19 protein-coding genes and 1 pseudogene are annotated in these 21,027 nt (G+C 64.3%); 12 read left to right on the top strand and 8 right to left on the bottom strand.

The genetic code is table 11. The features are described from left to right. Nucleotides 1-245: 245 nt before the first annotated feature. A complete protein-coding gene (locus CKW39_RS05560; RefSeq protein ID WP_095797155.1) occupies nucleotides 246-812 on the top strand; it encodes a TetR/AcrR family transcriptional regulator in 567 nt (188 codons plus the stop codon). Between the two features lie 865 nt (nucleotides 813-1,677). On the opposite strand, the gene CKW39_RS05550 is transcribed toward CKW39_RS05560, so the two are convergent. Beyond that, a complete protein-coding gene (locus CKW39_RS05550) occupies nucleotides 1,678-2,508 on the bottom strand; it encodes a helix-turn-helix domain-containing protein (protein ID WP_016995941.1) in 831 nt (276 codons plus the stop codon). Nucleotides 2,509-2,653: 145 nt separating this feature from the next. On the opposite strand from CKW39_RS05550, the gene CKW39_RS05545 reads away from it, so the two are divergent. After that, nucleotides 2,654-3,493: an SDR family oxidoreductase gene (locus CKW39_RS05545; protein ID WP_095797154.1), complete on the top strand. Its 840-nt coding sequence runs from the start codon at nucleotides 2,654-2,656 to the stop codon at nucleotides 3,491-3,493. A 77-nt stretch (nucleotides 3,494-3,570) separates the two neighbouring features. On the opposite strand, the gene CKW39_RS05540 is transcribed toward CKW39_RS05545, so the two are convergent. Then, nucleotides 3,571-4,014, bottom strand: a complete 444-nt coding sequence (locus tag CKW39_RS05540) for a hypothetical protein (protein ID WP_016995939.1) — start codon at nucleotides 4,012-4,014, stop codon at nucleotides 3,571-3,573. 130 nt (nucleotides 4,015-4,144) lie between these two features. Further along, on the bottom strand, nucleotides 4,145-4,564 hold the full coding sequence (locus CKW39_RS05535; protein ID WP_095797153.1) for an organic hydroperoxide resistance protein: 420 nt from the start codon (nucleotides 4,562-4,564) through the stop codon (nucleotides 4,145-4,147). 82 nt (nucleotides 4,565-4,646) lie between these two features. Between CKW39_RS05535 and CKW39_RS15770 the strand changes: the two genes are divergently transcribed. The 3 genes from CKW39_RS15770 to CKW39_RS05520 all read left to right on the top strand — a co-directional run bounded on the left by CKW39_RS15770 (nucleotide 4,647) and on the right by CKW39_RS05520 (nucleotide 6,407). Continuing rightward, complete coding sequence (locus tag CKW39_RS15770) at nucleotides 4,647-5,093, top strand: MarR family winged helix-turn-helix transcriptional regulator (protein WP_095797152.1); 447 nt, start codon at nucleotides 4,647-4,649, stop codon at nucleotides 5,091-5,093. Between the two features lie 67 nt (nucleotides 5,094-5,160). Beyond that, a complete protein-coding gene (locus CKW39_RS05525; RefSeq protein ID WP_095797151.1) occupies nucleotides 5,161-6,000 on the top strand; it encodes an NAD(P)H-binding protein in 840 nt (279 codons plus the stop codon). After that, the gene (locus CKW39_RS05520; RefSeq protein ID WP_095797150.1) at nucleotides 5,997-6,407 is read left to right on the top strand and encodes a hypothetical protein; all 411 of its coding nucleotides are present in this window, start codon (nucleotides 5,997-5,999) and stop codon (nucleotides 6,405-6,407) included. Before CKW39_RS05525 ends, CKW39_RS05520 begins: the two co-directional genes overlap by 4 nt. A gap of 68 nt (nucleotides 6,408-6,475) precedes the next feature. Here the strand turns inward: CKW39_RS05520 and CKW39_RS05515 are convergent, their stop codons facing one another. The 3 genes and pseudogenes from CKW39_RS05515 to CKW39_RS15885 all read right to left on the bottom strand — a co-directional run. Then, nucleotides 6,476-7,351: a serine hydrolase gene (locus CKW39_RS05515; protein WP_158222912.1), complete on the bottom strand. Its 876-nt coding sequence runs from the start codon at nucleotides 7,349-7,351 to the stop codon at nucleotides 6,476-6,478. Continuing rightward, nucleotides 7,348-7,986 carry a hypothetical protein gene (locus tag CKW39_RS05510; RefSeq protein WP_254049308.1) on the bottom strand — a complete coding sequence of 213 codons (639 nt, stop codon included), beginning with the start codon at nucleotides 7,984-7,986 and terminating at the stop codon, nucleotides 7,348-7,350. The genes CKW39_RS05515 and CKW39_RS05510 overlap by 4 nt, the downstream gene beginning before the upstream one ends. Nucleotides 7,987-8,007: 21 nt before the next feature. After that, nucleotides 8,008-8,178: pseudogene (locus CKW39_RS15885) on the bottom strand (LysR family transcriptional regulator); the annotation flags it as partial. A gap of 88 nt (nucleotides 8,179-8,266) precedes the next feature. On the opposite strand from CKW39_RS15885, the gene CKW39_RS05505 reads away from it, so the two are divergent. Further along, nucleotides 8,267-10,195, top strand: coding sequence for a penicillin-binding transpeptidase domain-containing protein (locus CKW39_RS05505; protein ID WP_158222911.1), 1,929 nt, complete (start codon nucleotides 8,267-8,269; stop codon nucleotides 10,193-10,195). A gap of 86 nt (nucleotides 10,196-10,281) precedes the next feature. Here CKW39_RS05505 and erm read toward each other — a convergent pair whose 3' ends face one another. Next, nucleotides 10,282-11,043: a 23S ribosomal RNA methyltransferase Erm gene (gene erm, locus CKW39_RS05500; RefSeq protein WP_095797146.1), complete on the bottom strand. Its 762-nt coding sequence runs from the start codon at nucleotides 11,041-11,043 to the stop codon at nucleotides 10,282-10,284. Between the two features lie 394 nt (nucleotides 11,044-11,437). Further along, on the bottom strand, nucleotides 11,438-12,115 hold the full coding sequence (locus tag CKW39_RS05495) for a GntR family transcriptional regulator (protein WP_223285933.1): 678 nt from the start codon (nucleotides 12,113-12,115) through the stop codon (nucleotides 11,438-11,440). Between the two features lie 110 nt (nucleotides 12,116-12,225). Between CKW39_RS05495 and CKW39_RS05490 the strand changes: the two genes are divergently transcribed. The 6 genes from CKW39_RS05490 to purU are packed head-to-tail and all read left to right on the top strand — an operon-like array spanning nucleotide 12,226 to nucleotide 20,996. Beyond that, nucleotides 12,226-14,715 carry an FAD-dependent oxidoreductase gene (locus CKW39_RS05490; protein ID WP_095797145.1) on the top strand — a complete coding sequence of 830 codons (2,490 nt, stop codon included), beginning with the start codon at nucleotides 12,226-12,228 and terminating at the stop codon, nucleotides 14,713-14,715. A 53-nt stretch (nucleotides 14,716-14,768) separates the two neighbouring features. After that, nucleotides 14,769-15,986, top strand: a complete 1,218-nt coding sequence (locus CKW39_RS05485; protein WP_095797144.1) for a sarcosine oxidase subunit beta family protein — start codon at nucleotides 14,769-14,771, stop codon at nucleotides 15,984-15,986. Nucleotides 15,987-16,002: 16 nt separating this feature from the next. Next, nucleotides 16,003-16,368: a sarcosine oxidase subunit delta gene (locus tag CKW39_RS05480; RefSeq protein ID WP_095797143.1), complete on the top strand. Its 366-nt coding sequence runs from the start codon at nucleotides 16,003-16,005 to the stop codon at nucleotides 16,366-16,368. Then, nucleotides 16,365-19,292 (top strand): sarcosine oxidase subunit alpha family protein, encoded by a 2,928-nt coding sequence (locus tag CKW39_RS05475; RefSeq protein ID WP_095797142.1) that lies wholly within the window; start codon nucleotides 16,365-16,367, stop codon nucleotides 19,290-19,292. Before CKW39_RS05480 ends, CKW39_RS05475 begins: the two co-directional genes overlap by 4 nt. Beyond that, nucleotides 19,285-20,094 (top strand): sarcosine oxidase subunit gamma, encoded by an 810-nt coding sequence (locus tag CKW39_RS05470; RefSeq protein WP_095797141.1) that lies wholly within the window; start codon nucleotides 19,285-19,287, stop codon nucleotides 20,092-20,094. The genes CKW39_RS05475 and CKW39_RS05470 overlap by 8 nt, the downstream gene beginning before the upstream one ends. Beyond that, on the top strand, nucleotides 20,094-20,996 hold the full coding sequence (gene purU, locus CKW39_RS05465) for a formyltetrahydrofolate deformylase (protein ID WP_016998330.1): 903 nt from the start codon (nucleotides 20,094-20,096) through the stop codon (nucleotides 20,994-20,996). The genes CKW39_RS05470 and purU overlap by 1 nt, the downstream gene beginning before the upstream one ends. The last annotated feature ends 31 nt before the right edge of the window (nucleotides 20,997-21,027 follow it).

The raw sequence follows: 21,027 nt of genomic DNA, 5'->3' as shown, positions 1-21,027 counted from the left end.
TGGCGAGACTCACCGCGATCACCACTATGAAGACCAGTGGGATTTCATTGACCGCCATGGCGAGGACAAACCTGATGAAACCCGCGTGACCGGATAGGCGGCAGCCACAGTGAGTTGGCCACGAACAGTGCCCAGATGGTGATGGTTACCAGGTCCGCCATGGTCATCTCCGTCTCGAGAGGGAGGGTTCGGCGTCCGCCTGATACTCTACGCCTGTTGAGTTTTCGGGTCGAGAGGATGTATGGATGCCCCCGGTGTCGGATCGTCGAACCCGGATTGCGGATGCCGTGATCACCTTGCTGGCAGAGCAGGGCAGTCGTGGCCTCACGCATAGAGCCGTGGATGCGCAGGCCGGTTTACCTAAAGGCTCCACGTCTTATTACTTCCGCTCCCGTGCCGAGTTGCTTGGTGCCGCGGCACCCAGACTCGCGGAACTCGATATCGCATTGGTGGATCAGGGCGGCAATGACCCTGCCTCCTTCATGGGGCATATTCTGGACGAGTCTCTGTCCGGGGTCGGTCGGATCCGCACTCTCGCCCGCTACGAGCTGATGCTCGAGGCGGCTCGGCGCCCTGAGATCCATGCTGCTCTCACGGCCGGAACCAACCGATTTAGGGACAAACTCACCTCCCTGTTCCCGTTGGCTGACCCACAGGAGGCGCGGCTCCTGGCAGGAGACGTGATTGCCTATATGGACGGGTTGTTCCTGTCCAACATCACCAGCCCGCAGATGCAGCGACAGTCCGCGGTGGAACTGAAGTGTCGGCTGGCCAGATTCATCGACCTCGGGGTCGAAACGTCACATGAATAGCCTTCACTGCGTGACCGGTGACCGCGGCCCAAAGTAACTCCACCCAGAGGCTGGCCGATGCACTCGCCACCCCTCGGCGTAGTGCTCCATGCGCAGAGGTTGGCCGGGAAGGTGAGTCAGCGGCGTCGACGGATGGCGATATATACCAACCACAGACCCACCAGCGCGGCCAGAACTCCGGTAACAAGCCACCCGATCGATCCTTCGGTGATCGGCTCGCAGTTCGCCACACACCCGATGGGTTCGATCCGAACTAGATCGGCACCTTGCAGTGCCCACAGGAGACCCAGCAAGGTGAGCGCTGTACCGACTACAGTTCCCGTGATTCGTAGCCACAACGGCCACGTTTTCCTCCGTTTATTCGGTCGTACGGATTGACGTTGCTCGGACGGTGTCTCATCGATCATGTGTTGCTCCTAGTGGGTGTCCCCACGGCCGCGAGGAGCCGCGGGGTTTGAGTTACCCACGAACATGAGTCGCGCGAAGTGGCACGACTGCGCCTGGGCAGCCTCTGCTCGAGGACGACGGCGTCGCCGACGAGTGCAACGTGGCCCTGAACCCAACCCTGAGAGCGGACGTCTGACATTTCCCACAAAGAGGTGTGGACGGATCGCCGTTGATTTGGTGAATTCTGCCTTCATGGACCCCGGACCCTGAATCGGGTGCATGGTTGGATCCTCCAGGGTGCACTCCACGCTCTCGGTCCCAAAGATGAGAAGCCCTAGAGGGCACCCTGGAGAGGTTGCGAGTGATGACGATCACTCTACAACTGTCGAGTCCGACTGCCAAGGTTTTTAGGGGTGGCCTAACGGGTGTCTGGGTTAGTGGTGTACACCTGACCTCGTAATGAGGGGGCTTTCAGCTCCTACAGCTGTTGCAACCGGAGGTAAGTGTTCGAGTCCGGCTCTGCGGAGAACACCAGCATTTGCAGACCCGGCTCAGAAGTGAGATCCATCGCGAGGTAGGAAAGATCGAGATCCCCCACGCTCGGGTGATGCACGCTCTTGAGGCCAGTGCGATGTTCGCGCACGTCGTGGGACCCCCACAGTTCGTGGAACAAATCGCTGCGGAATGACAGTTCGTCCACAAGCTCGCGTAGCTGTTGGTCATAGGGGGACCGCCCGGCTTCGGCACGAAGCAGCGCAACGATCTGGTGGGTGTTGGCGTCCCAATCTCGATAGAACGTCCGAGCCTTGGGCTCGAGAAATAGGAAGCGCGCGGCATTCACCGGGATTTGGTCGTCCATGAACATCTCCGAGAACAGAGCCCTACCCAAGCGGTTGGTGGCCACCGCATCCAGCCGCCCGTTCTGCACGAACACGGGAACGGTCGACATTGCGTCTATGGTCTGCTGCAGGACAGGATCTGAAGGAACGGTCCGTTCCGGGCGTCTGCGGGGCGGGCGAGCCCGGATGGTTGCCGACCGGATGAGCGCCTCAAGATGAGAGTGCTCCGCATCATCCAGCTGGAGTGCGCGGCTGATCCCATTGATCACGGGCCCCGAGACGCCCTTGACGTTGCCCCGTTCCAAGCGCTTGTAGTACTCGGAACTGATGCCTGCGAGTAAGGCGACCTCTTCGCGTCGCAACCCAGGCACGCGGCGTCGTCCCCCGAAGTCCGGGAGGCCCGCCCGCTGGAGATTGAGCTTGGCCCGCCGCGAGACGAGGAACTGGGTAAGGTCATCCTGCTGGTCCACGAGATTGAACGTACCCCATGCTTGCCGAACCAGAGGGGTCCTGGCGGGGCACCTCTTATAGGGGTCTGGTTAGTTCGGGCGCGCACCGGTTGACTGGGATACCCGGTCGCTCACCAGGCGACTTCTCCGACCGAAAGGCATCACCATGAGCAACGTTTGGTTCATCACCGGAGCCGCCCGCGGCATGGGCATCGACCTGGCCAAGGCCGCGCTCGACGCCGGTCACAACGTTGTCGGGACGGCTCGCGACGCCGCCCGGGTCACCCAGGCGATCGGTGAGCACGAGAATCTGCTGGCCCTGTCCTTGGATGTCACCCAATCGTCCGACTCCGAGGCTGCCGTGCAGGCCGCGGTGGAACGCTTCGGGAGCATCGACGTGCTGGTCAACAACGCGGGCAATTTCTACGCGGGGTACTTCGAGGAGATCAGCGATGAGCAGATGCGCCGTCAGATGGAGACCAACTTCTTCGGCCCGCTGAACGTGACCCGCGCGATTCTTCCGGTAATGCGCAAGCAGCGTGGTGGGCACGTCTTCACCATTACCTCTGCCGCGGGCATCATCGGCCAGGAATTCTGCGCGGCCTACGCATCGTCGAAGTTCGCGCTGGAGGGCTGGATGGAATCGCTGCGCTTCGACTTGGAGCCGTTCGGCATCCACACGACCATCGTGGAACCCGGTTTCTTCCGAACCGAGCTCCTGGTCGAGGAGGCCTCCACGAACTGGCCGGCGCTGTCCATCGACGATTACAAGGAGCGCACGGCCCAAACCATTGAGAACTGGAAGGGCATGAACGGCCAGCAGCCCGGCGATCCCGCCAAGCTCGGCGCCGCGCTCGTCACGCTGGCGAACCTGGAGACCCCTCCGCTGCGATTCGTTGCGGGTGAGGACGTCGTGGCCGGCGTCGAGGAGAAGGCGCAGACGCTACTGGACCAGGTGGCGGCGCACCGGGAGCTGTCTTCGTCCATGGCACTCGAAAATGCGTAGATGTCAGTGAGGAGCCTCGGTGACATTTATGGCAGGGGATCGCTTCTCAGGAGGCCCAGATCTCGCGAACCGAAGCCTCAGATGTCGTCTCGCGATGCGACTCGCCGACGGCGACCGGGGATGCCCCCGGCCCACAATGCGCCGGCAATCAACAGGGGTTGCCCGAAAAGTCGCGCCAGTCGCTTGCCGTCCGTGTCCAGCCCGAAGGCATCCGTGCCCTCCACGTACTGCGCGATATTGCCCGGGAAGATCAGCACATAGAACGTGGCCAGCGCGATACCCACCACTCGACGATGCTTGGGTAGGGCCAACATGGCCGCACCGAGCGAAATCTCCACCACTCCGGAACCCAGCACCACCAGGTCGTGATCCACAGGCATCCAGTCCGGAACCTGCGCCTGAAACTCATCGCGCGCGAACGTCATGTGGGAGATCCCGGCGAACGTCATGAAGGAGCCGAGGACAACGCGGGTGATCGTCTGGGAGCGCTCGCGGGCGGAGCGGCGGCGGAGAGAAGACATACAGCGAACCTACTTCGAGTGGTGGGGGAGCGGATGCAAGGTGACGTGGGTCGGAAGGCAGGCCGGAGCGGCGGCGGGCGGCGCGTGCCCGCTCAGAGCGAGACCGCGCCGCCCAACTCCATTGAGAGATTTACTCGTCAGTGACGCGCAGCTCGACCTCGATGTTGCCGCGAGTCGCATTGGAGTACGGGCAGACCTGGTGCGCCTGTTCGACCAGTTCCCGAGCTTCGTCTTCGGGCAGGTTGGGGATGACGGCCTCGAGGACCACGGACAGGCCAAAGCCCTCGCCTTCCTTGCCGATGCTTACCTGGGCGCCCACGGCGGAATCGCCCAGGTCCTTCTTCGCGGACTTGGCCACCATCTGTAAGGCCGAGTGGAAGCACGCGGCGTACCCGGCGGCGAACAGCTGCTCGGGGTTGCTGCCGTTGCCGCTGCCACCCATTTCCTTGGGCGGGGCCAGGTCGATGGAGACGCGGTCGTCGCTGGTGCTGACGTGGCCGGAGCGGCCGTCGCCGGTGCTCAGGGCTTCTGCGGTGTACATCGGTTCCATGATGTCTCCTTCTGTTGTTGAGATGACACAACTATATTGCGCACAATCTAAATGTGTCCAGGGTTCTTGCTAAAATTCCCCTGTGACCGCCTCGACCTCTCCGCTGGATCTCGACAACCAGCTGTGTTTCGCCCTCTACCGCGCCAGCCATGCCGTGGTGCGCGCCTACAAATCTGAGCTCGACCAACTGGGTCTGACGTACCCGCAGTACCTGGTCATGCTCGCGCTCTGGCAGGAAAGCAAGCCGCAGGGCGTGGGCCAGCTCGGAGACCTCCTCGGCCTGGACAGTGGCACCCTCACCCCGGTGCTGCGCCGACTCGAGCAGCGCGGGCTCGTGGTTCGGCGCCGCGACGAGCACGACGAACGACGCCGCTTGATCGGCCTCACTGATGCCGGTCGCGATCTCCGCGCGCTCGCCGAGAAGGTTCCCGAGAAGATTGCGGCGCGGTTCCCCATGCAGGGGAAGGACTATCACCAGCTGATGGCGCAGCTCGGGGACATTGCTCAGGCGTTCGACAGTGACCGCTGAACTTCTGACGTCCGGTGAATGTGATCGCGGGCAGCTGCTTCTCGGTCGCGAATGAAAGGCTTGAGTCATGACTCACCACGTACTTCTGGCCGGTTGCGGTGATCTCGGCACTGCCCTGGGGCAGCGACTTGTGCAGCGCGGTTGGCGCGCCACGGGGGTACGACGCCGCCCCGATCACCTTCCGGCGGAGATCTCACCTTTCGCTCTGGATCTGATGGATCCGGGAACAGTTGCGTTGCCGTCGGCTGATGCCGTGGTCATCACTCTGACCGCCGACGGTCGCGACGTAGATGCCTATGAACGTACATATTTGGGCGCGTTGCGAGGCTTGCATCGCGCACTGCGCTCCGGTGAAAGTGCGCCCAAGCGCGTAGTGCTGGTGTCCTCGACCGGGGTGCTGGGTGGCGGTGACGGAAAGGTTGTGACGGAAGAGACGCCGCCTTCACCTGAGCGGGACACCGCCCGTGTGCTGCTGGCGGCAGAAGAGCTGGCGGCGGAACTGTTCCCCGGTCTGGTGATCGTTCGACCGGCGGGGATTTATGGGCCGGGACGGACGTCGTTGATCGACCGAGTGCGCCGGGGCGATGCTCTGGCTCATAACCGCATGACTAATCGGATCCATCGGGACGATCTGGTGACTGTGCTGCAGTCGGTGTTGGAGTCTCCCGAGCCACCCGTGTTGCTGCATGCCGTGGACACCGAACCCGCGATGCTGGGCGATGTGGCCGCGCACATTGCCGGGTTGCTGGGTGTCCCCGTGCCTCCGGACAGCTCCTCAACTTCTGGCGGCGCGCCTCGGGGCAAAGTGCTGGACGCATCTCTGATGCACCGATTTGTGGGGGAACTCCGGTACCCCACCTACCGCGAAGGGTATGACGCGCTGCTGTCCTCCGGAGAGTCTGCGTGACGGTGCACTGGCTGCTGCCGATTAATCCGGCCGCGCACCTGGAGTTCCAGCCGACGGATTGGCTGACCCGTTCCGATGCCACCGCCGTGTGGGAGGCCATCGGGTGCTCGCAGCAGATCGATCGGTGGTGTCTGCGGAGCGGTTATCGGAGCATGCGGGCCGGTGATGTGATCTGGGCGTACCTGTCCAAGCGGCAGGAGGTGTGCGCCGTCGGCGTGGTGCGGTCGGTATCCGAGGAGGCTGATGGCTGGTATGTATACGTCAATTGGGATACGAATCGGACGGCTCAGCTGTGCCGCGAGCCGATCCCACGGGCGGAGTTCGGGCAGGTGCCCATGTCGACGTGCCGGGCGAACGATACAGCGGCGGCTGTCTTGAAAAAGTCCTACGAATCTCTGCCTTCTTGAATCCCTGTCCTCGCGGGCCTCACCGAACGAGCGCGGGGCGGGATCAAGGGCCGCCCCAGGGCCCGCGATTACTCCCCTGTCCACCCCTGCCTCATCGCCTGAACGATCACGGCCGCGATGTGGCCCACGGCAGCATGAGCGAGGGGCTGCTGCTGGGCAGCGCGTGCGGAGCGGGTCATCACACTGATGATCACCGGAGGCTCACCGGGATGGGTGACCGCGCCCGCTTCATGGCGGTACGGCCCCCAAGTGCCGGTCTTGCCGGCAACCTCCACGCCGTCGTAATCGAACCCGCTCGCCAACCGATGTCGAAAGAGCTGCTGCCCCAGGACGGCCCGCATCCAGGAGCAGAGCTCCGGAGTCGCAAGCTGATTGGTCCACAGCCGCTCCAGAATTGAGCGCAGGTCAGAGGCGGAGGTGACGCTGAAGAGCTGCAGGTCGGTCTTCTCTGACGTGAACATTTCCAATTCATTGGGCCAGAGATCGTCGCCTGTCGTCAGTTCCCTGCGGGAGAAGTCCTGCCGCCCGGTGTCGACGATGCTTGTGGCATCGGCGCCCCAGGTGTTCAGTTTCTCCTGGATGTACTCGGCCCCTAGATCGGACCAGATCCAGTGGGCTGCCGTGTTGTCCGAGACGATCAGCATGGACCGCACCAGATCCCGGTAGCTGAGTTCCACAGGATCATCGCTGAGCGAGAGTCCCGTTGGCCCGTCCCGGCGGACGTGTTCGTCGACCAGTATTCGGCGGCGCGGATCCGCAATCCCTTCCGAAACCGCCTCCAGCCAGGCCGCCGCCACGATGAGCTTGTACGTGGAACCCGCGGTCCAGGGGACATCGGCGCGCACGTCGAACCGTGCGCCGGTGCCAAGGTGACGGGCACTGACGGTGAACTCGACAGCGGCGACGTCGGCGATCTGTTCCAGTGAGTCCTCGAGCCACGTCATGAGTGATCCTGGTGGTCGAATACCGCAGTGAAGGCTTCCGCCCATCCAGCGTCGTTCCGAATGGTGGGCTGAACAACGAGCTGAAATCCAGCCCGTAGCAGGGCGGAATCAACGCGCCGGCCTGTGCACCCGGGAACCTCGCGGCCCAGGTTGAGCACGCACCCGCCTCGGGCGATGACATTGAACGCGGCTACATCGTCCTCGACCTCGGTGAGGGCTGCCGCGGCCCCGGCACGCCGCAGACTGTCCTGGACTTCTTGCGCTGCGGCTGTGTTCCAGCGACGCGGTGAAACGCCAAGTTCGGCCCCCGCCGCCGTGCGCAACTGCGCGGCCGTGGTGATGGCGCCCCCGTGCCGGGTAGTCCACAGCGTCACCTGCGCTGCTGCGCCAACCAGCGGCTTCACACCGGTGAACAGGGCTGGGGTGACGACGACGCCGGCGGCCAACGCTCCCGAACGCACGTCCGCTAGGCACTGGGCGCTCGAGCCGCGCACGGCGGTCACTGGTTGCAGACGTTGAATGAGTGCAAGAGCAAGCTCTTGGGGAACCTCGTGGGCGATCCCGAGCAACGGAACCGCTCGATCGCGGGTGGCCACGAAGTCCTGCTCGGCCCTGATCAGAGTGCGAGCTCGCATCAGAGTCGTCTCGCCATCTCGGGTGAGAGTCACGCCGGAGCCAGATCGAATGAACAGTTGGCATCTCAGCACGGTTTCAAGCTGTCGAATGGCCTGCGATAACGCTGGTTGACTCATTCCGAGTTGCTCCGCTGCGCGGCCGAAATGCAGGTGCTCACTCACGGCCACGAAACACGAAGCGAGCCGAGTCATATTGACCGCCACGATAACTCCCTACTTATGGATATTGGCCTCTCATCATATTGGACCTATGGAGGCGATGGATCCTAGGTTCAGAAGCATGGAATCCACCAACCGACGAACCTTCCTCACATGGTCCGGGCTGGGGCTTGCAACCGTTTCCGCCGCGATGCTCAGTTCTTGTTCCGCAGCGCGATCAGCTAGCCCCACCACGGTTGCGGATCAGTTGGCCACGGCGCTGCACGAGGGCGATATCGCGGGGGTGCCCATGGTGTCGACCCCTCCGGACACTCGAGCGTTCCTGGCTGAGCGGATGAAGGGCTCACAGCGCCCGAACGTTGAAGTCCTTGGGGCGGATGAAAGCGATGAAGGGGCGAGCGCGCGGCTCGGTTTCACCTGGCCGTCGTTCGACCCTGGGCAGTCATGGAGTTATGAGTCGCAAGCGCAGCTCGTGAAGATTGACGGTGAGTGGCGGGTTCGGTGGGAGGATTCGATCCTGCACCCCGAACTTGAGGAGGGGCAGGGCTTGGCCTTGGCCACCATTCCTGGTGAGCGCGCGCGAATACTTGGCCAGAACGACGTCGCTCTGGTGTCCAACCAGCACGTTCACCTCCCCGGGATCAACAAGGAGGGCTTGACGGATGAGCAGGCCGCGGCGTCCGCTAAGAAGCTCGCCGCTGTACTCGATATCGACCCCGAGGGTTATCAGGAGAAGGTCGCTGCCTACGGCCCGGAAGCGTTCGTCGATGCCCTGACGTTGCGACGGTCAGATTTCCTCAAGCTGGACTCTGCGGCGCTGAAGACCATTACCGGCTATGAGGCAATGACAACCACCATGCCGCTTTCGCTCGACCGCGGTTTCGCCACCGCGGTGTTGGGAACGGTGCGCCAACCGTCCGCGGAGGACATTGAGACGCGGGGTGACGCGGTAAAAGATGCCGAATGGATCGGTGCGGGAGGGCTCCAAGAGGCCTTCGACGAAAAACTTCGCGCGGCGCCGTCGTTCCGGGTGACGATCCGGGAACTGGACGGCTCCGCACCGCCGATGTCCCAGGGGCCGTTATGGGAACAAAAGATGCCCGAGGAGACACCCCTCAGAACGACTATCGATGTGGATCTGCAAAAGGCGGCCGAACGCATCATCAAGAACACCGACAGCCCCAGCGCAATCGTGGCGGTGCAACCCTCTACCGGCGACATTCTCGCGGCGGCCTCCGGTCCGGAGGACAACGCGTACCCGACCGCCACGATCGGCCAGTACGCGCCGGGGTCCACTTTCAAGATTGCGACGGCGCTCGCGATGCTTCGTCACGGTGACTCGCCTCAATCCACTGTGCAGTGCTCGGAGTCCATCACCGTGGATGGCCAGACTTTCAAGAACGCAGGAACCTACCTGCCGGATCATCTGGGCGACATTTCTCTCCGGGAGGCGATCGCGCAGAGTTGCAATACCGCGTTGATCGACAAACACGATTCCGTGAGTCAGGGGGATCTCGCCACCGCCGGCGAAGCACTGGGCATTGGGGCGGAATGGGATATTGGCATTCCCGCGTACTCGGGCAACATCCCGCGTGACGATGCAGGCACCGAGCATGCGGCGTCGATGATTGGCCAGGGCAGGATTCAGACCTCTCCGCTGGGCATGGCGGTTTTTGCCGCGAGCGTGGTTCGGGGGCGTGCGGTGTGTCCGCAGCTCGTGCCTGAAGAGAAGCCCGCCCGAGAGCTGCCATCGGATCTGACCGAGCAGGAAGCGGCGCAATTGCGTGAACTCATGCGCGCGGTGGTCATAGAAGGACACCTTGACCGACTGAACAATCATCCGGGCGGAGAGGTCCTGGGCAAGACCGGCACCGCGGAGTTCGGTCAACCGGACCCGGCTCGGGGTGGTTTTCCTCGGACTCATTCATGGGTGATCGTGGCGCAGGGCGACCTCGCGTTCTCCGTGTTTGTCGAGGATGGGGACTACGGTTCCGTCACCGGTGCACCGCTGGCCAAGGAGTTCTTGGATGCGGCGTACGAGGCGCGGTAATCCGCTGCTGGGGTCTCGTACCTGGATGATGTGGAACGAGACCCCGTTACAGCGGGTGACCGGGCGCTGTGGCGAGCTGAACTTACCTAGGCGTTGAGTTGCTTCCACAGTGCAGCCCATTGTTCCGCCGTGAGATCCCGGGGCAACGCCCCCTGTGGCACGCGCGCTGTTACGAGCGCCGACTTCACCCGACCGCGGTCATTCCGCCACGCATTCTGGATGATTTGTGTCAGGGTTCTTCCACGACCCGTAAAGACCGCCTTCACAAAACGCTCGTAGGCCTCCTTCTGAGTGGCTGGGATTAGCGGCGGTCCACGGCGAATGATCTCCAGGATCCCTCCGTCCACAGTGGGCTGGGGCGAGAATCCCCACGCAGGAACACGCCCTCGCAAAGAGAACTCGTACCACGGTGAGGACTGCGCCGTCATCATGGTGCCCCCACCCACGCCGGCGCGTTTACGGGCCACTTCCCACTGGGTCAGAAGAATGGTCCAGTGCCATTCATGGCTGCTGAGCACGCGACGAAGCAATGGCGTAGTCAGGTGGAAGGGGATGTTGCCGACCACAACGGATGTAGTCAGGGGGTAGATCATGGCGTCAGCGTGTTCAACCTGAACGCCCGGCAGTCTGTTGCGTAATGTCCGGACGCGGTGCTCATCAATGTCGATCGCGGTGAGAGGCCGGTCCAGTGTGGCCAAACGGCGGGTCAGCGCGCCGTCGCCGGCACCGATTTCCAGGATGGGCCCCTGCGTTTGGGCAACCAGGCCAATGATGTGGCTGATGGTCGGTTTATGGGTGAGAAAATTCTGGCCGAGTTCGTGACGGCCGCCGAATTGAGAACGAGACATGAGTGCGCTCCATCGAAAAGAGTGTGGAGCACCTCGGTGGGTGTGGGATCACGAAACGGAGTGACCGAAGTGGCCCCACCGAGGTGCAGGGCATCTCGGTGGTGACGGCGCGCTCTAGCGCAAGAGGGCGATCGCGCCGTCAGTAACGGCGGTCGCGGTAAGTGAAGAAGCGCCCCATCACGGGCGCAGTGCATATCGTTCCCACGGGCCGAGACTGTACCAGTAGTCGGTGTCACGTGCTAGGCGTACATTGGGTGCACCAGGCCACCTGTAGTGGTTGGAACTCTGCATGCGCCACCTCGTCGATAGCGCCACGTTGCCCGCCGGGGTGCTGTTGGTGACCTACCGGCGCGGGTGATCCCAGCTATTCCGTCGGGCGCCAGCGAGACTTAGGTCAGGCAGCGAACAACGCTGAACGCACAGCCGCTTCGAATCCTTCGACGTGCCGGCGAGCCAGAGCAGAGGCCTGTTCTTCGTTGCCGTCGATGATCTCTTGCAGCAGTTGCACGTGCTCCTGAACATGCTCCGTCAATCGGGGCAATCGATCGATCACCATGCACCAGATGCGGGTGGCCAGATTGTTGTAGCGGATCAGAGTGTCCTCAAGATAAGGATTACCCGCGGCCCGGTAGACGGCCCGGTGCACCATGGAGTCGCAGGTCAGGATTTCCGTGACGCTGGCGTGCTCGATATCGAAACCGCGAAGCTGCTCCTGAATGTCCACAAGCTCCGACCGCGTAGCCGCGGTTGCCACGCGCGCGGCCCGGGAGGCGGCCATCGGCTCCAGCTGCATCCTGATTTCCGAGACATAGACCAGATCGGTGATTTCCACTCGCGTGGCAAAAGTCCCTCGCTTGGGGTAACTCACCACCAGCTTGTCGGCTTCGAGCCTTTTCAGGGCCTCGCGCACCGGTGTTCGGCCCATGCCCAAGCCCTCGGCCAGGGCGGCGTCGTTCAACGGGTCGCCGGGGCGGATCTCCAGCGTGAGTAGCTGCTGGCGCAGGGCCTCGTAGGCCGTGTCGGCCAGCGAAGATCGCTTGGATGCCGATTGCTCCGTACCCGTAATGCTCACGTCCGCCGGACCTCCCACAGTGATTTTCAGTGCACCCTTGACCGGTGAACAAGTGTTATCTACGCTACATGAAACTCTAATATATAAGTTGTTCAGGTCAGGAGTGCCACATGTCCACACCGCGCATCGTCATTATCGGAGCAGGCATTGTCGGCACGAACCTGGCGGACGAACTCGTTGCCCGAGGCTGGGACAACATCACGGTTCTCGACCAAGGCCCCCTGAACATGCCTGGCGGATCCACGTCGCACGCGCCCGGGTTGGTGTTCCAGACGAACCCTTCCAAGACCATGACCCGGTTCGCCGATTACACGGCGAGTAAGCTCAAGGACCTTCAGAAGGACGGCGCCTCCTGCTTCAACCAGGTGGGCGGGCTGGAAGTGGCCACCACCGAAACCCGCTGGGCTGACCTGCATCGTCGGCTTGGCTACGCGACCTCCTGGGGACTCGAAGGCCGGCTGCTGGACTCCGCCGAATGCAAGGCGCTTTACCCCCTGCTCAACGAGGAGCTCGTGCTGGGCGGCCTGCACGTCCCGACCGACGGCCTGGCGCTCGCGGCCCGCGCCGTCCAACTTCTGATCCAACGCACCACCGAGGCCGGGGTCACCTACCGCGGCTCCACCGAGGTCGTGGACATCGAACAGTCCGGCGGTCGGGTCACCGGCGTGCGCACCACGGACGACGTCGTTCCGGCAGACATCGTCGTCTCTTGCGCCGGGTTCTGGGGCCCAAAAATCGGCCGGATGGTGGGCATGGATGTGCCCCTGCTGCCCCTGGCCCACCAGTACGTGAAGACCACTCCGGTCCCAGATCTCGAGGGCCGCAATGAACAGCCCAACGGTGCCGGCCTGCCGATCCTCCGCTTCCAGGACCAGGACCTCTACTACCGCGAGCACGGTGATCGCTACGGCATCGGTTCCTACGCCCACCGACCCATGCCCGTGGACCCGGATGACCTGGGCGAGTACGCCGCGGATGAGATCAGCGAGCGCCACATGCCCTCCCGCCTGGAGTTCACACCCGATGACTTCATCCCCTCGTGGGAAGCATCTCAACAGCTCCTGCCCGGACTGCGCGACAGCGAGATTGAGGACGGTTTCAACGGCATTTTCTCTTTCACCCCGGACGGCGGCCCTCTCATGGGGGAGTCCTCGGAGGTGGATGGTTTCTACATTGCAGAGGCCGTGTGGGTCACGCACTCGGCCGGAGTCGCCAAGGCCATGGCGGAACTGATCACCACCGGCAGGTCCGAAACCGACCTGAGCGACTGCGATGTAAACCGCTTCGAGGAAATCCAACTCAGCCCCTCCTACGTCAGCGAAACCTCGCAGCAGAACTTCGTGGAGATCTACGACGTGCTCCACCCCCTGCAGCCTCGGCTGTCCCCCAGGGATTTACGGGTCACTCCGTTCCACGCGCGCCACAAGGCTCTGGGGGCCTACTTCCTGGAATCCGGCGGTTGGGAGCGGCCCTATTGGTTTGATTCCAATGCCCGCCTGCTGAAAGAACTGCCCACGGAGTGGCAACCGCCCGCACGGGATGCCTGGTCGCAAATGTTCCACTCGCCCATTGCCGCGGTCGAGGCCTGGAAAACCCGCACCGCTGTGGCCATGTACGACATGACACCGCTCAAGCGACTGGAAGTCTCCGGGCCCGGTGCTCTGGCTCTCCTGCAGCGGTTGAGCACCAACAACCTGGACAAGAAACCCGGCGCCGTCACCTACACGTTGCTCCTGGACGGCCAGGGCGGGATCCGCAGCGACATCACGGTCGCCCGTTTGGAGGAGAACCTGTTCCAGATCGGGGCGAACGGCAATATCGACCTGGCCTACCTCACGCGCGAAGCCAAGGCCCAGACCGACGGCGCTGCGCCCGGTGGGTGGGTACAGGTCCGGGATACCACCGGCGGCACCTGCTGCATCGGCCTGTGGGGACCGCTTGCTCGCGAGGTGGTCACGGCCGTCAGCGACGACGACTTCTCCAACGACGCCCTGCGTTACTTCCGCGCCAAGAAAGCGCGCATCGGCGGGGTGCCGGTCACCGCCATGCGGCTGTCCTACGTGGGAGAACTCGGCTGGGAGATTTACACCAGCGCGGACAACGGGCAGCGGCTGTGGGATGTGCTGTGGGAGGCGGGTCAGCCCCACGGGATCATCCCTGCGGGACGGGCGGCATTCTCATCCCTCCGCCTGGAGAAGGGCTACCGCTCCTGGGGCACGGACATGACCACCGAATACAACCCCTACGAGGCCGGCCTGGCCTTTGCCGTGCGGCCCGACAAAGGGGATTTCGTCGGCAAGGATGCCCTGGAGGGACTCACCGAAGAGACCGTGGACCGGCGGCTGCGGTGCCTGGTCATCAACCGGACGCAATCCATCGTGCTGGGCAAGGAACCGGTCTTTCATGACGGTCAACCCGCCGGATACGTCACCAGCGCGGCCTACGGGTACACCCTTGGCAAGCCGATCGCCTACTCCTACCTGCCGTCGTCGGTGCAACTCGGGGATGAAGTGGAGATCGAATACTTCGGCACCCGCATCCCCGCGACCGTCACCGCGGACCCGCTCTTCGACCCGGAGATGACCCGACTGCGCGGCTGAGCACCCCGCCACACGCACCGCGTCTGAGAGATCAGAAAACCGAAGGGGCTGACATGGCCGAACTTCTTCCCGAACACCCCGATTTCCTCTGGCACAACCCGGAGCCGAAATCCTCCTACGACGTGGTGATTGTGGGCGGTGGAGGCCACGGCCTGGCCACCGCGTACTACCTAGCCTCGCAGCACGGCATCACCAATATCGCTGTCCTGGAACGCGGGTGGTTGGCCGGTGGCAACATGGCCCGCAACACCACGATCATCCGTTCCAACTACCTCTGGGATGAGTCCGCAGCCATCTACGAGCACTCACTCAAGCTGTGGGAAGGCCTGCCCGAAGAACTCGACTACGACTTCTTGTTCTCCCAACGCGGCGTAATGAACCTGGCCCACACGCTGCAGGACGTGCGCGAAAGCGTGCGGCGGGTCAACGCGAACAAGCTCAACGGCATCGATGCGGAATGGATCGAACCGCAGCAGGTCAAGGAACTGTGCCCCATCATCAACATCGGCGACGATATCCGGTATCCGATCATGGGTGCGACCTACCAACCCCGGGCCGGCATCGCCAAGCATGACCACGTGGCCTGGGCCTTCGCCCGCAAATGCGACGAGTTGGGCGTGGACATCATCCAGAACTGCGCCGTCACCGGCTTCGTCCAGGACGGTGGCCGGGTGGTTGCCGTGGAGACCAGCCGCGGTCGGATCAACGTGGGCAAGGTGGGACTGTGCGGTGCCGGGCACTCCTCAGTGTTGGCCGAGTTGGCCGGGTTCCGCTTACCGATCCAGTCCCATCCACTCCAGGCGTTGGTCTCGGAGCTGCACGAACAGGTGCACCCCACGGTGGTGATGTCCAACCACGTGCACGTCTACGTCTCTCAGGCGCACAAGGGTGAGCTGGTGATGGGCGCGGGAGTGGATGCCTATAACGGCTACGGTCAGCGCGGTGCGTTCCACGTGATCGAACAGCAAATGGCCGCGGCCGTGGAGCTGTTCCCGATCTTCGCGCGCGCCCACGTCCTACGCACGTGGGGCGGGATCGTGGACGTCACCCTGGACGCCTCGCCGATTGTGTCCAAGACCCCGGTGGATCAGCTCTACGTCAATTGCGGGTGGGGCACCGGCGGTTTCAAGGGCACCCCGGGGGCCGGCTTCACCTTCGCCCACACCATCGCCACGGACCAACCCCACCCCCTCAACGAACCCTTCTCGTTGGAGCGGTTCGAGACCGGGGCCCTGATCGACGAGCACGGCGCCGCAGCCGTGGCGCACTAGGCAAGGAGGCCGCGATATGTTGTTGATCGAATGCCCACACTGCGGGCCACGCAACGAAACCGAGTACCACTACGGCGGGGAAGCTCACGTGCCCTACCCGCAGGATCCTTTCCAGCTCACCGACCAGCAGTGGGCGGAGTACCTGTTCTACCGCAGCAACCCCAAGGGTCTGATCGCCGAACGCTGGGTCCATTCCGCCGGTTGTCGCCGCTGGTTCAACGCCGTGCGGGACACCGTGACGTACGAGGTCAAGGCCGTCTACCGGGTCGGTGATCCCCGCCCCTCCCTCGACGACCATCCGGCCCAGACCACCACAAGCACCACCTCAAGCACCTCCACCACTGGCACCTCAAGCACCACCCCGACAGGGGGCACCTCATGAGCGCCCAACCATTCCGGCTGCCCGACGATCGCGTGGCCGCGCCCGGCATCGACCGCACCCGGCCCGTGCGGTTCACCGTGGACGGCCAAGAATTCACCGGATACGCGGGGGACACCCTGGCCTCTGCGCTGCTGGCGGCCGGACGCATCACGTGTGCCGACTCCATGTACCTGGGTCGGCCGCGCGGCATCATGGCCGCCGGGGTCGAGGAGCCCAACGCCCTGGTCAAGGTCGCAGCGCGATCGGACGTGGACGTCGCCGAGTCCATGCTTCCGGCCACCACGCTCGAACTCACCGACGGCCTGTCCGCCAGCTACCTGCGCGGGCTGGGTCAGCTGGATCCGGCCACCGACAACGCCTACTACGACCACAAGTACGTTCACACGGACGTTCTCGTGGTCGGGGCCGGTCCCGCCGGTTTGGCGGCCGCCCGAGAGGCTGGCCGCTCCGGCGCCCGGGTAATCCTGATGGACGAGCAACCCGCCCCCGGCGGTTCGTTGCTCTCGGCTCGCGATGAGAAGGTCGACGGCGTTCCCGCCCGTTCCTGGGTCGAGGCCACCGTTGCGGAATTGGCGGGGGAGCCTGAGGTCACCGCCCTGCAGCGCACCACTGCCTTCGGCAGCTACGACAGCAACTACGTTGTGGCCGTTCAACGTCGCACCGACCACCTGGGCATCACGCCGCCTCCGGGGGTCTCGCGGGAGCGGATCTGGCACGTCCGCGCGGGGCAGGTCGTGCTGGCCACCGGAGCTCACGAACGGCCCATCGACTTCGACAACAATGACCGCCCTGGCATCATGCTGGCCTCCGCGGTGCGCAGTTACCTCAACCGCTGGGCCGTCGCCGCAGGCACCCGCGTGGTGGTCGCCACGACCAACGATTCTGCCTACCCACTCGTGGCCGACTTGGTCTCTGCGGGCATCGAGGTGAGCGCGGTGGTCGACTCTCGCGGCGACGTCGGCAAGATCGACGACGCCGCTCGCGGCCTCGCTGCCTCGGCGGGCGTACCGATCATGGCCGGGAGCGCCGTCGTCACCACCCGTGGCGACGGGGAGGGCGGTCGCCTGAGCGGTGTGTCCGTCAGCGCGATCGACGAGGCGGGCCTGCCGACCGACGAGGCACCCATCGAACTCGACGCGGACCTGTTGGCCGTGTCCGGCGGGTGGAGTCCCGTGGTGCATCTGCACAGTCAACGGCAGGGGGCGCTGCGCTGGGACGATGACCTGGCGGGTTTCGTGCCCGCCGTGCCGGTGCGTGACCAGCAGACGGCCGGGGCGCTCAACGGCACCCTGGATCTGGCCGGGTGCCTCGCCGAGGGCGCCCGTGCGGGTGCGGAGGCCGCGGCCCGGGCCGGATTCGAGACCACGGCACAGGAACCGACCGCCGCTGCGGAAACGTCTGCCGCCGCCCGCCCGCTGTGGTTGGTCCCCGCGCCCGCGGGGCAGGACACCGACTGGACGCGGCACGTCGTGGATTTCCAACGCGATCAGACCGTGGCCGACGTGCTGCGCTCCACGGGCGCTGGCATGCGGTCGGTGGAACACGTGAAGCGCTACACCTCCATCAGCACCGCCAACGACCAGGGCAAGACCAGCGGGGTCAACGCGATCGGGGTGATTGCGGCGGCGCTGCAGGACCCGGACGTGGGCGGGATCGGCACCACCACGTATCGCGCGCCCTACACGCCGGTGGCCTTCACCGCGCTCGCGGGCCGACGCCGCGGCGACCTCTACGACCCCGCCCGAATGACCTCGATCCACCCCTGGCATGTCGCCCACGGAGCCGTGTTCGAGGACGTCGGGCAGTGGAAACGGCCCCGGTACTACCCGCAACCCGGCGAGGACATGGACTCGGCCGTGCTGCGCGAGTGCATCGCGGCGCGCACGGGGGTCGCGTTCATGGATGCGACCACGCTGGGCAAGATCGAGATCCGCGGGACGGATGCGGGCGAGTTCCTCAACCGCGTCTATACCAACGCGTTCAAGAAGCTGAAGCCCGGGATGGGTCGGTACGGGGTGATGTGCACCCCGGACGGCATGGTCTTCGACGACGGCGTGACCCTGCGCCTGGACGATGATCGCTACCTGATGACCACCACCACCGGCGGGGCGGCCAAGGTGCTGGACTGGCTGGAGGAGTGGTCCCAAACCGAATGGCCGGAGCTGGACGTCATGTTCACATCGGTCACCGAGCAGTACACGACCGTGGCCGTGGTCGGGCCGAAGTCCCGGGCGGTGATCGCCAAGCTGGCCCCTGAGCTGGATGTCTCCGCCGAGGCGTTCCCGTTCATGGCCTTCCGCGAAACGATCCTGGCTTCAGGGATTCCGGCGAGGATCTGCCGGATCTCCTTCTCGGGCGAGCTGGCCTTCGAGATCAACGTGGCCTCTTGGTACGGGATGTCCGTGTGGGAATCGGTGGCTGAAGCCGGGGCTGAGTTGGGGATCACCCCCTACGGCACCGAAACCATGCACGTGCTGCGCGCGGAGAAGGCGTTCCCGATCGTGGGTCAGGACACCGACGGCACCGTCACACCCCAGGACCTGGGCATGGACTGGGTGGTGTCCAAAACCAAGGACTTCATCGGCAAACGCTCCTACGGCCGGCCCAGTGCGACCAGCCCCAACCGCAAGCAATTGGTGGCGGTTTTGCCCGTGGACACCACCTACCGATTGCCGGAGGGCACCCAATTGGTGAACCAGGGGACGCCCATTACTCCGCAGGACGCGCCCGTTCCCATGGTGGGTCACGTGACCTCCAGCTACCGCAGCGCCGCCCTCGACCGAACCTTTGGACTCGCGCTGGTGAAAAACGGCCGCAACCGGATCGGCGAAAAGCTTCAGGCGCCGTTGGACGGTGCACTGGTGGACGTCGTGATTGCCGAACCCGTGCTCTACGACCCCGAAGGGATGCATCGAGATGGCTGAGCAAATCCTGACCGATATCCGCCCACTGCGCCGCAGTCCACTGGCTGACCTGACCGATCTCATGGCCCAGGCAAGCGTGACCGGCGAACGCGGTGTGCGCCTCCGCGAGATCCCGTTCCTGAACATGGTGGGCATCAGGGTCCAACCCGGCTCCGACGCCGCTCAAAACGTCACCTCCGTGGTCGGCCTGCCACTGCCCTCCGGCCACGGACAGGTCACCGGCGATACCGACACCGCCGCGATCCTGTGGCAGGGACCCGACGAGTTTCTGCTGGTCAGCCCCGATGCACTGGCCGCTGAGATCGACCCTCCCGGGGCACGTCGCGGACTTCCCGACGACGCCGCCGCTCCCGCCGACGCCGCTCGGGTCGCCTTGGCAGGCGGGGTCGCCTCCCGTCCCGCGACCGACAGCGCCGCGGGGCCGGCCGGGGGTGCCGATCAAGAAAATCTCGGGGCGGCCCCGACCTTGTCGACGCATCCACTGACGCAAGAGCTGAGTCGGGCCATGGCCGGCCACAAGCAGCGGTCGCACGTGGTGGACCTTTCGGCCAACCGGACCACCCTGGAACTGTCCGGCCCCTCAGCCCGTGCCGTGCTCGAAAAGGGGTGCCCGTTGGATCTGCACCCGCGGGTCTTCGGGCCGGGCACCGCGGTCTCCACCACGCTGGGACTCGTGCAGGTCTTGCTGTGGCAGACCGATGAACAGACCTGGCGGATCATGCCCCGCTCGTCCTTCGCCGTGTACATCGCCCAATGGCTGATGGACGCCATGACCGAATTCGCATCCCAGGAGGTGGCGTGATGACCGCGCCAACAGAAATCGTAGAAACCAACGTGCCCGGAGCGGCGTCGTCGGAATTGGTGCTCACGCTGGACTGCCCCGAAACCCTGGGAATCGTGCACGCGGTGAGCGGGGTACTCCTGGATCACGGGTGCAACATTGTGGAGCTCACGCAGTTCGATGACCGGCGGCGGGGACATTTCTTCATGCGCGTCCACGTGGCGCCGATGGCCGGGGGCACCCTGGATCGCGACGCGCTGTATAAAGACCTGGAACCGGTGGCGGAACGCTTCGAGATGAACTGGCAACTCAATGTGCACGGGGCCAAGCGGCGGGTGCTGGTGATGGTCTCGAAGTTCGGTCACTGCCTCAATGACCTGCTCTATCGCAGCCGCACGGGTGAGTTGCCCGTGGACATCGTGGCCGTGGTGTCCAACCACCTGGACCACCAGCGACTGGTCGAGTGGCACGGCATCCCGTTCTACCACGTGCCCGTCACCCCGGACACGAAACCCGAGGCCGAGGCTCACCTGCTGGAACTCGTGGATCGTTTCGAAGTGGATCTGGTGGTCCTGGCCCGTTACATGCAGGTGCTCAGCGATTCACTGGCCACGCGGATGTCCGGGCGGGTGATCAACATTCACCACTCGTTCCTGCCCAGCTTCAAGGGTGCCAAGCCCTATCACCAGGCGTACGAACGCGGGGTCAAAACCGTGGGAGCTACCGCGCACTACGTCAATGCCGAACTCGACGAGGGCCCGATCATTGCCCAGCAAACCGTGCAGGTGGATCACACGTTCGGACCCGAGGATCTGGTGGCCGCCGGCCGGGATACCGAATGCAAGGCGCTGTCCGATGCCGTGAAATGGCACTGCGAAGGACGGGTGATTCTGCAGGGCCTCAGTACCGTGGTGCTGCGCTGAGCGGAGTGGAAGAAGAATCGGCCGGCGTGAG

This window comes from Kocuria sp. WRN011 (assembly GCF_002295155.1).
In the GTDB taxonomy this organism is placed as follows: domain Bacteria; phylum Actinomycetota; class Actinomycetes; order Actinomycetales; family Micrococcaceae; genus Kocuria; species Kocuria carniphila.
This window is presented reverse-complemented; position numbering and strand designations above follow the sequence as displayed.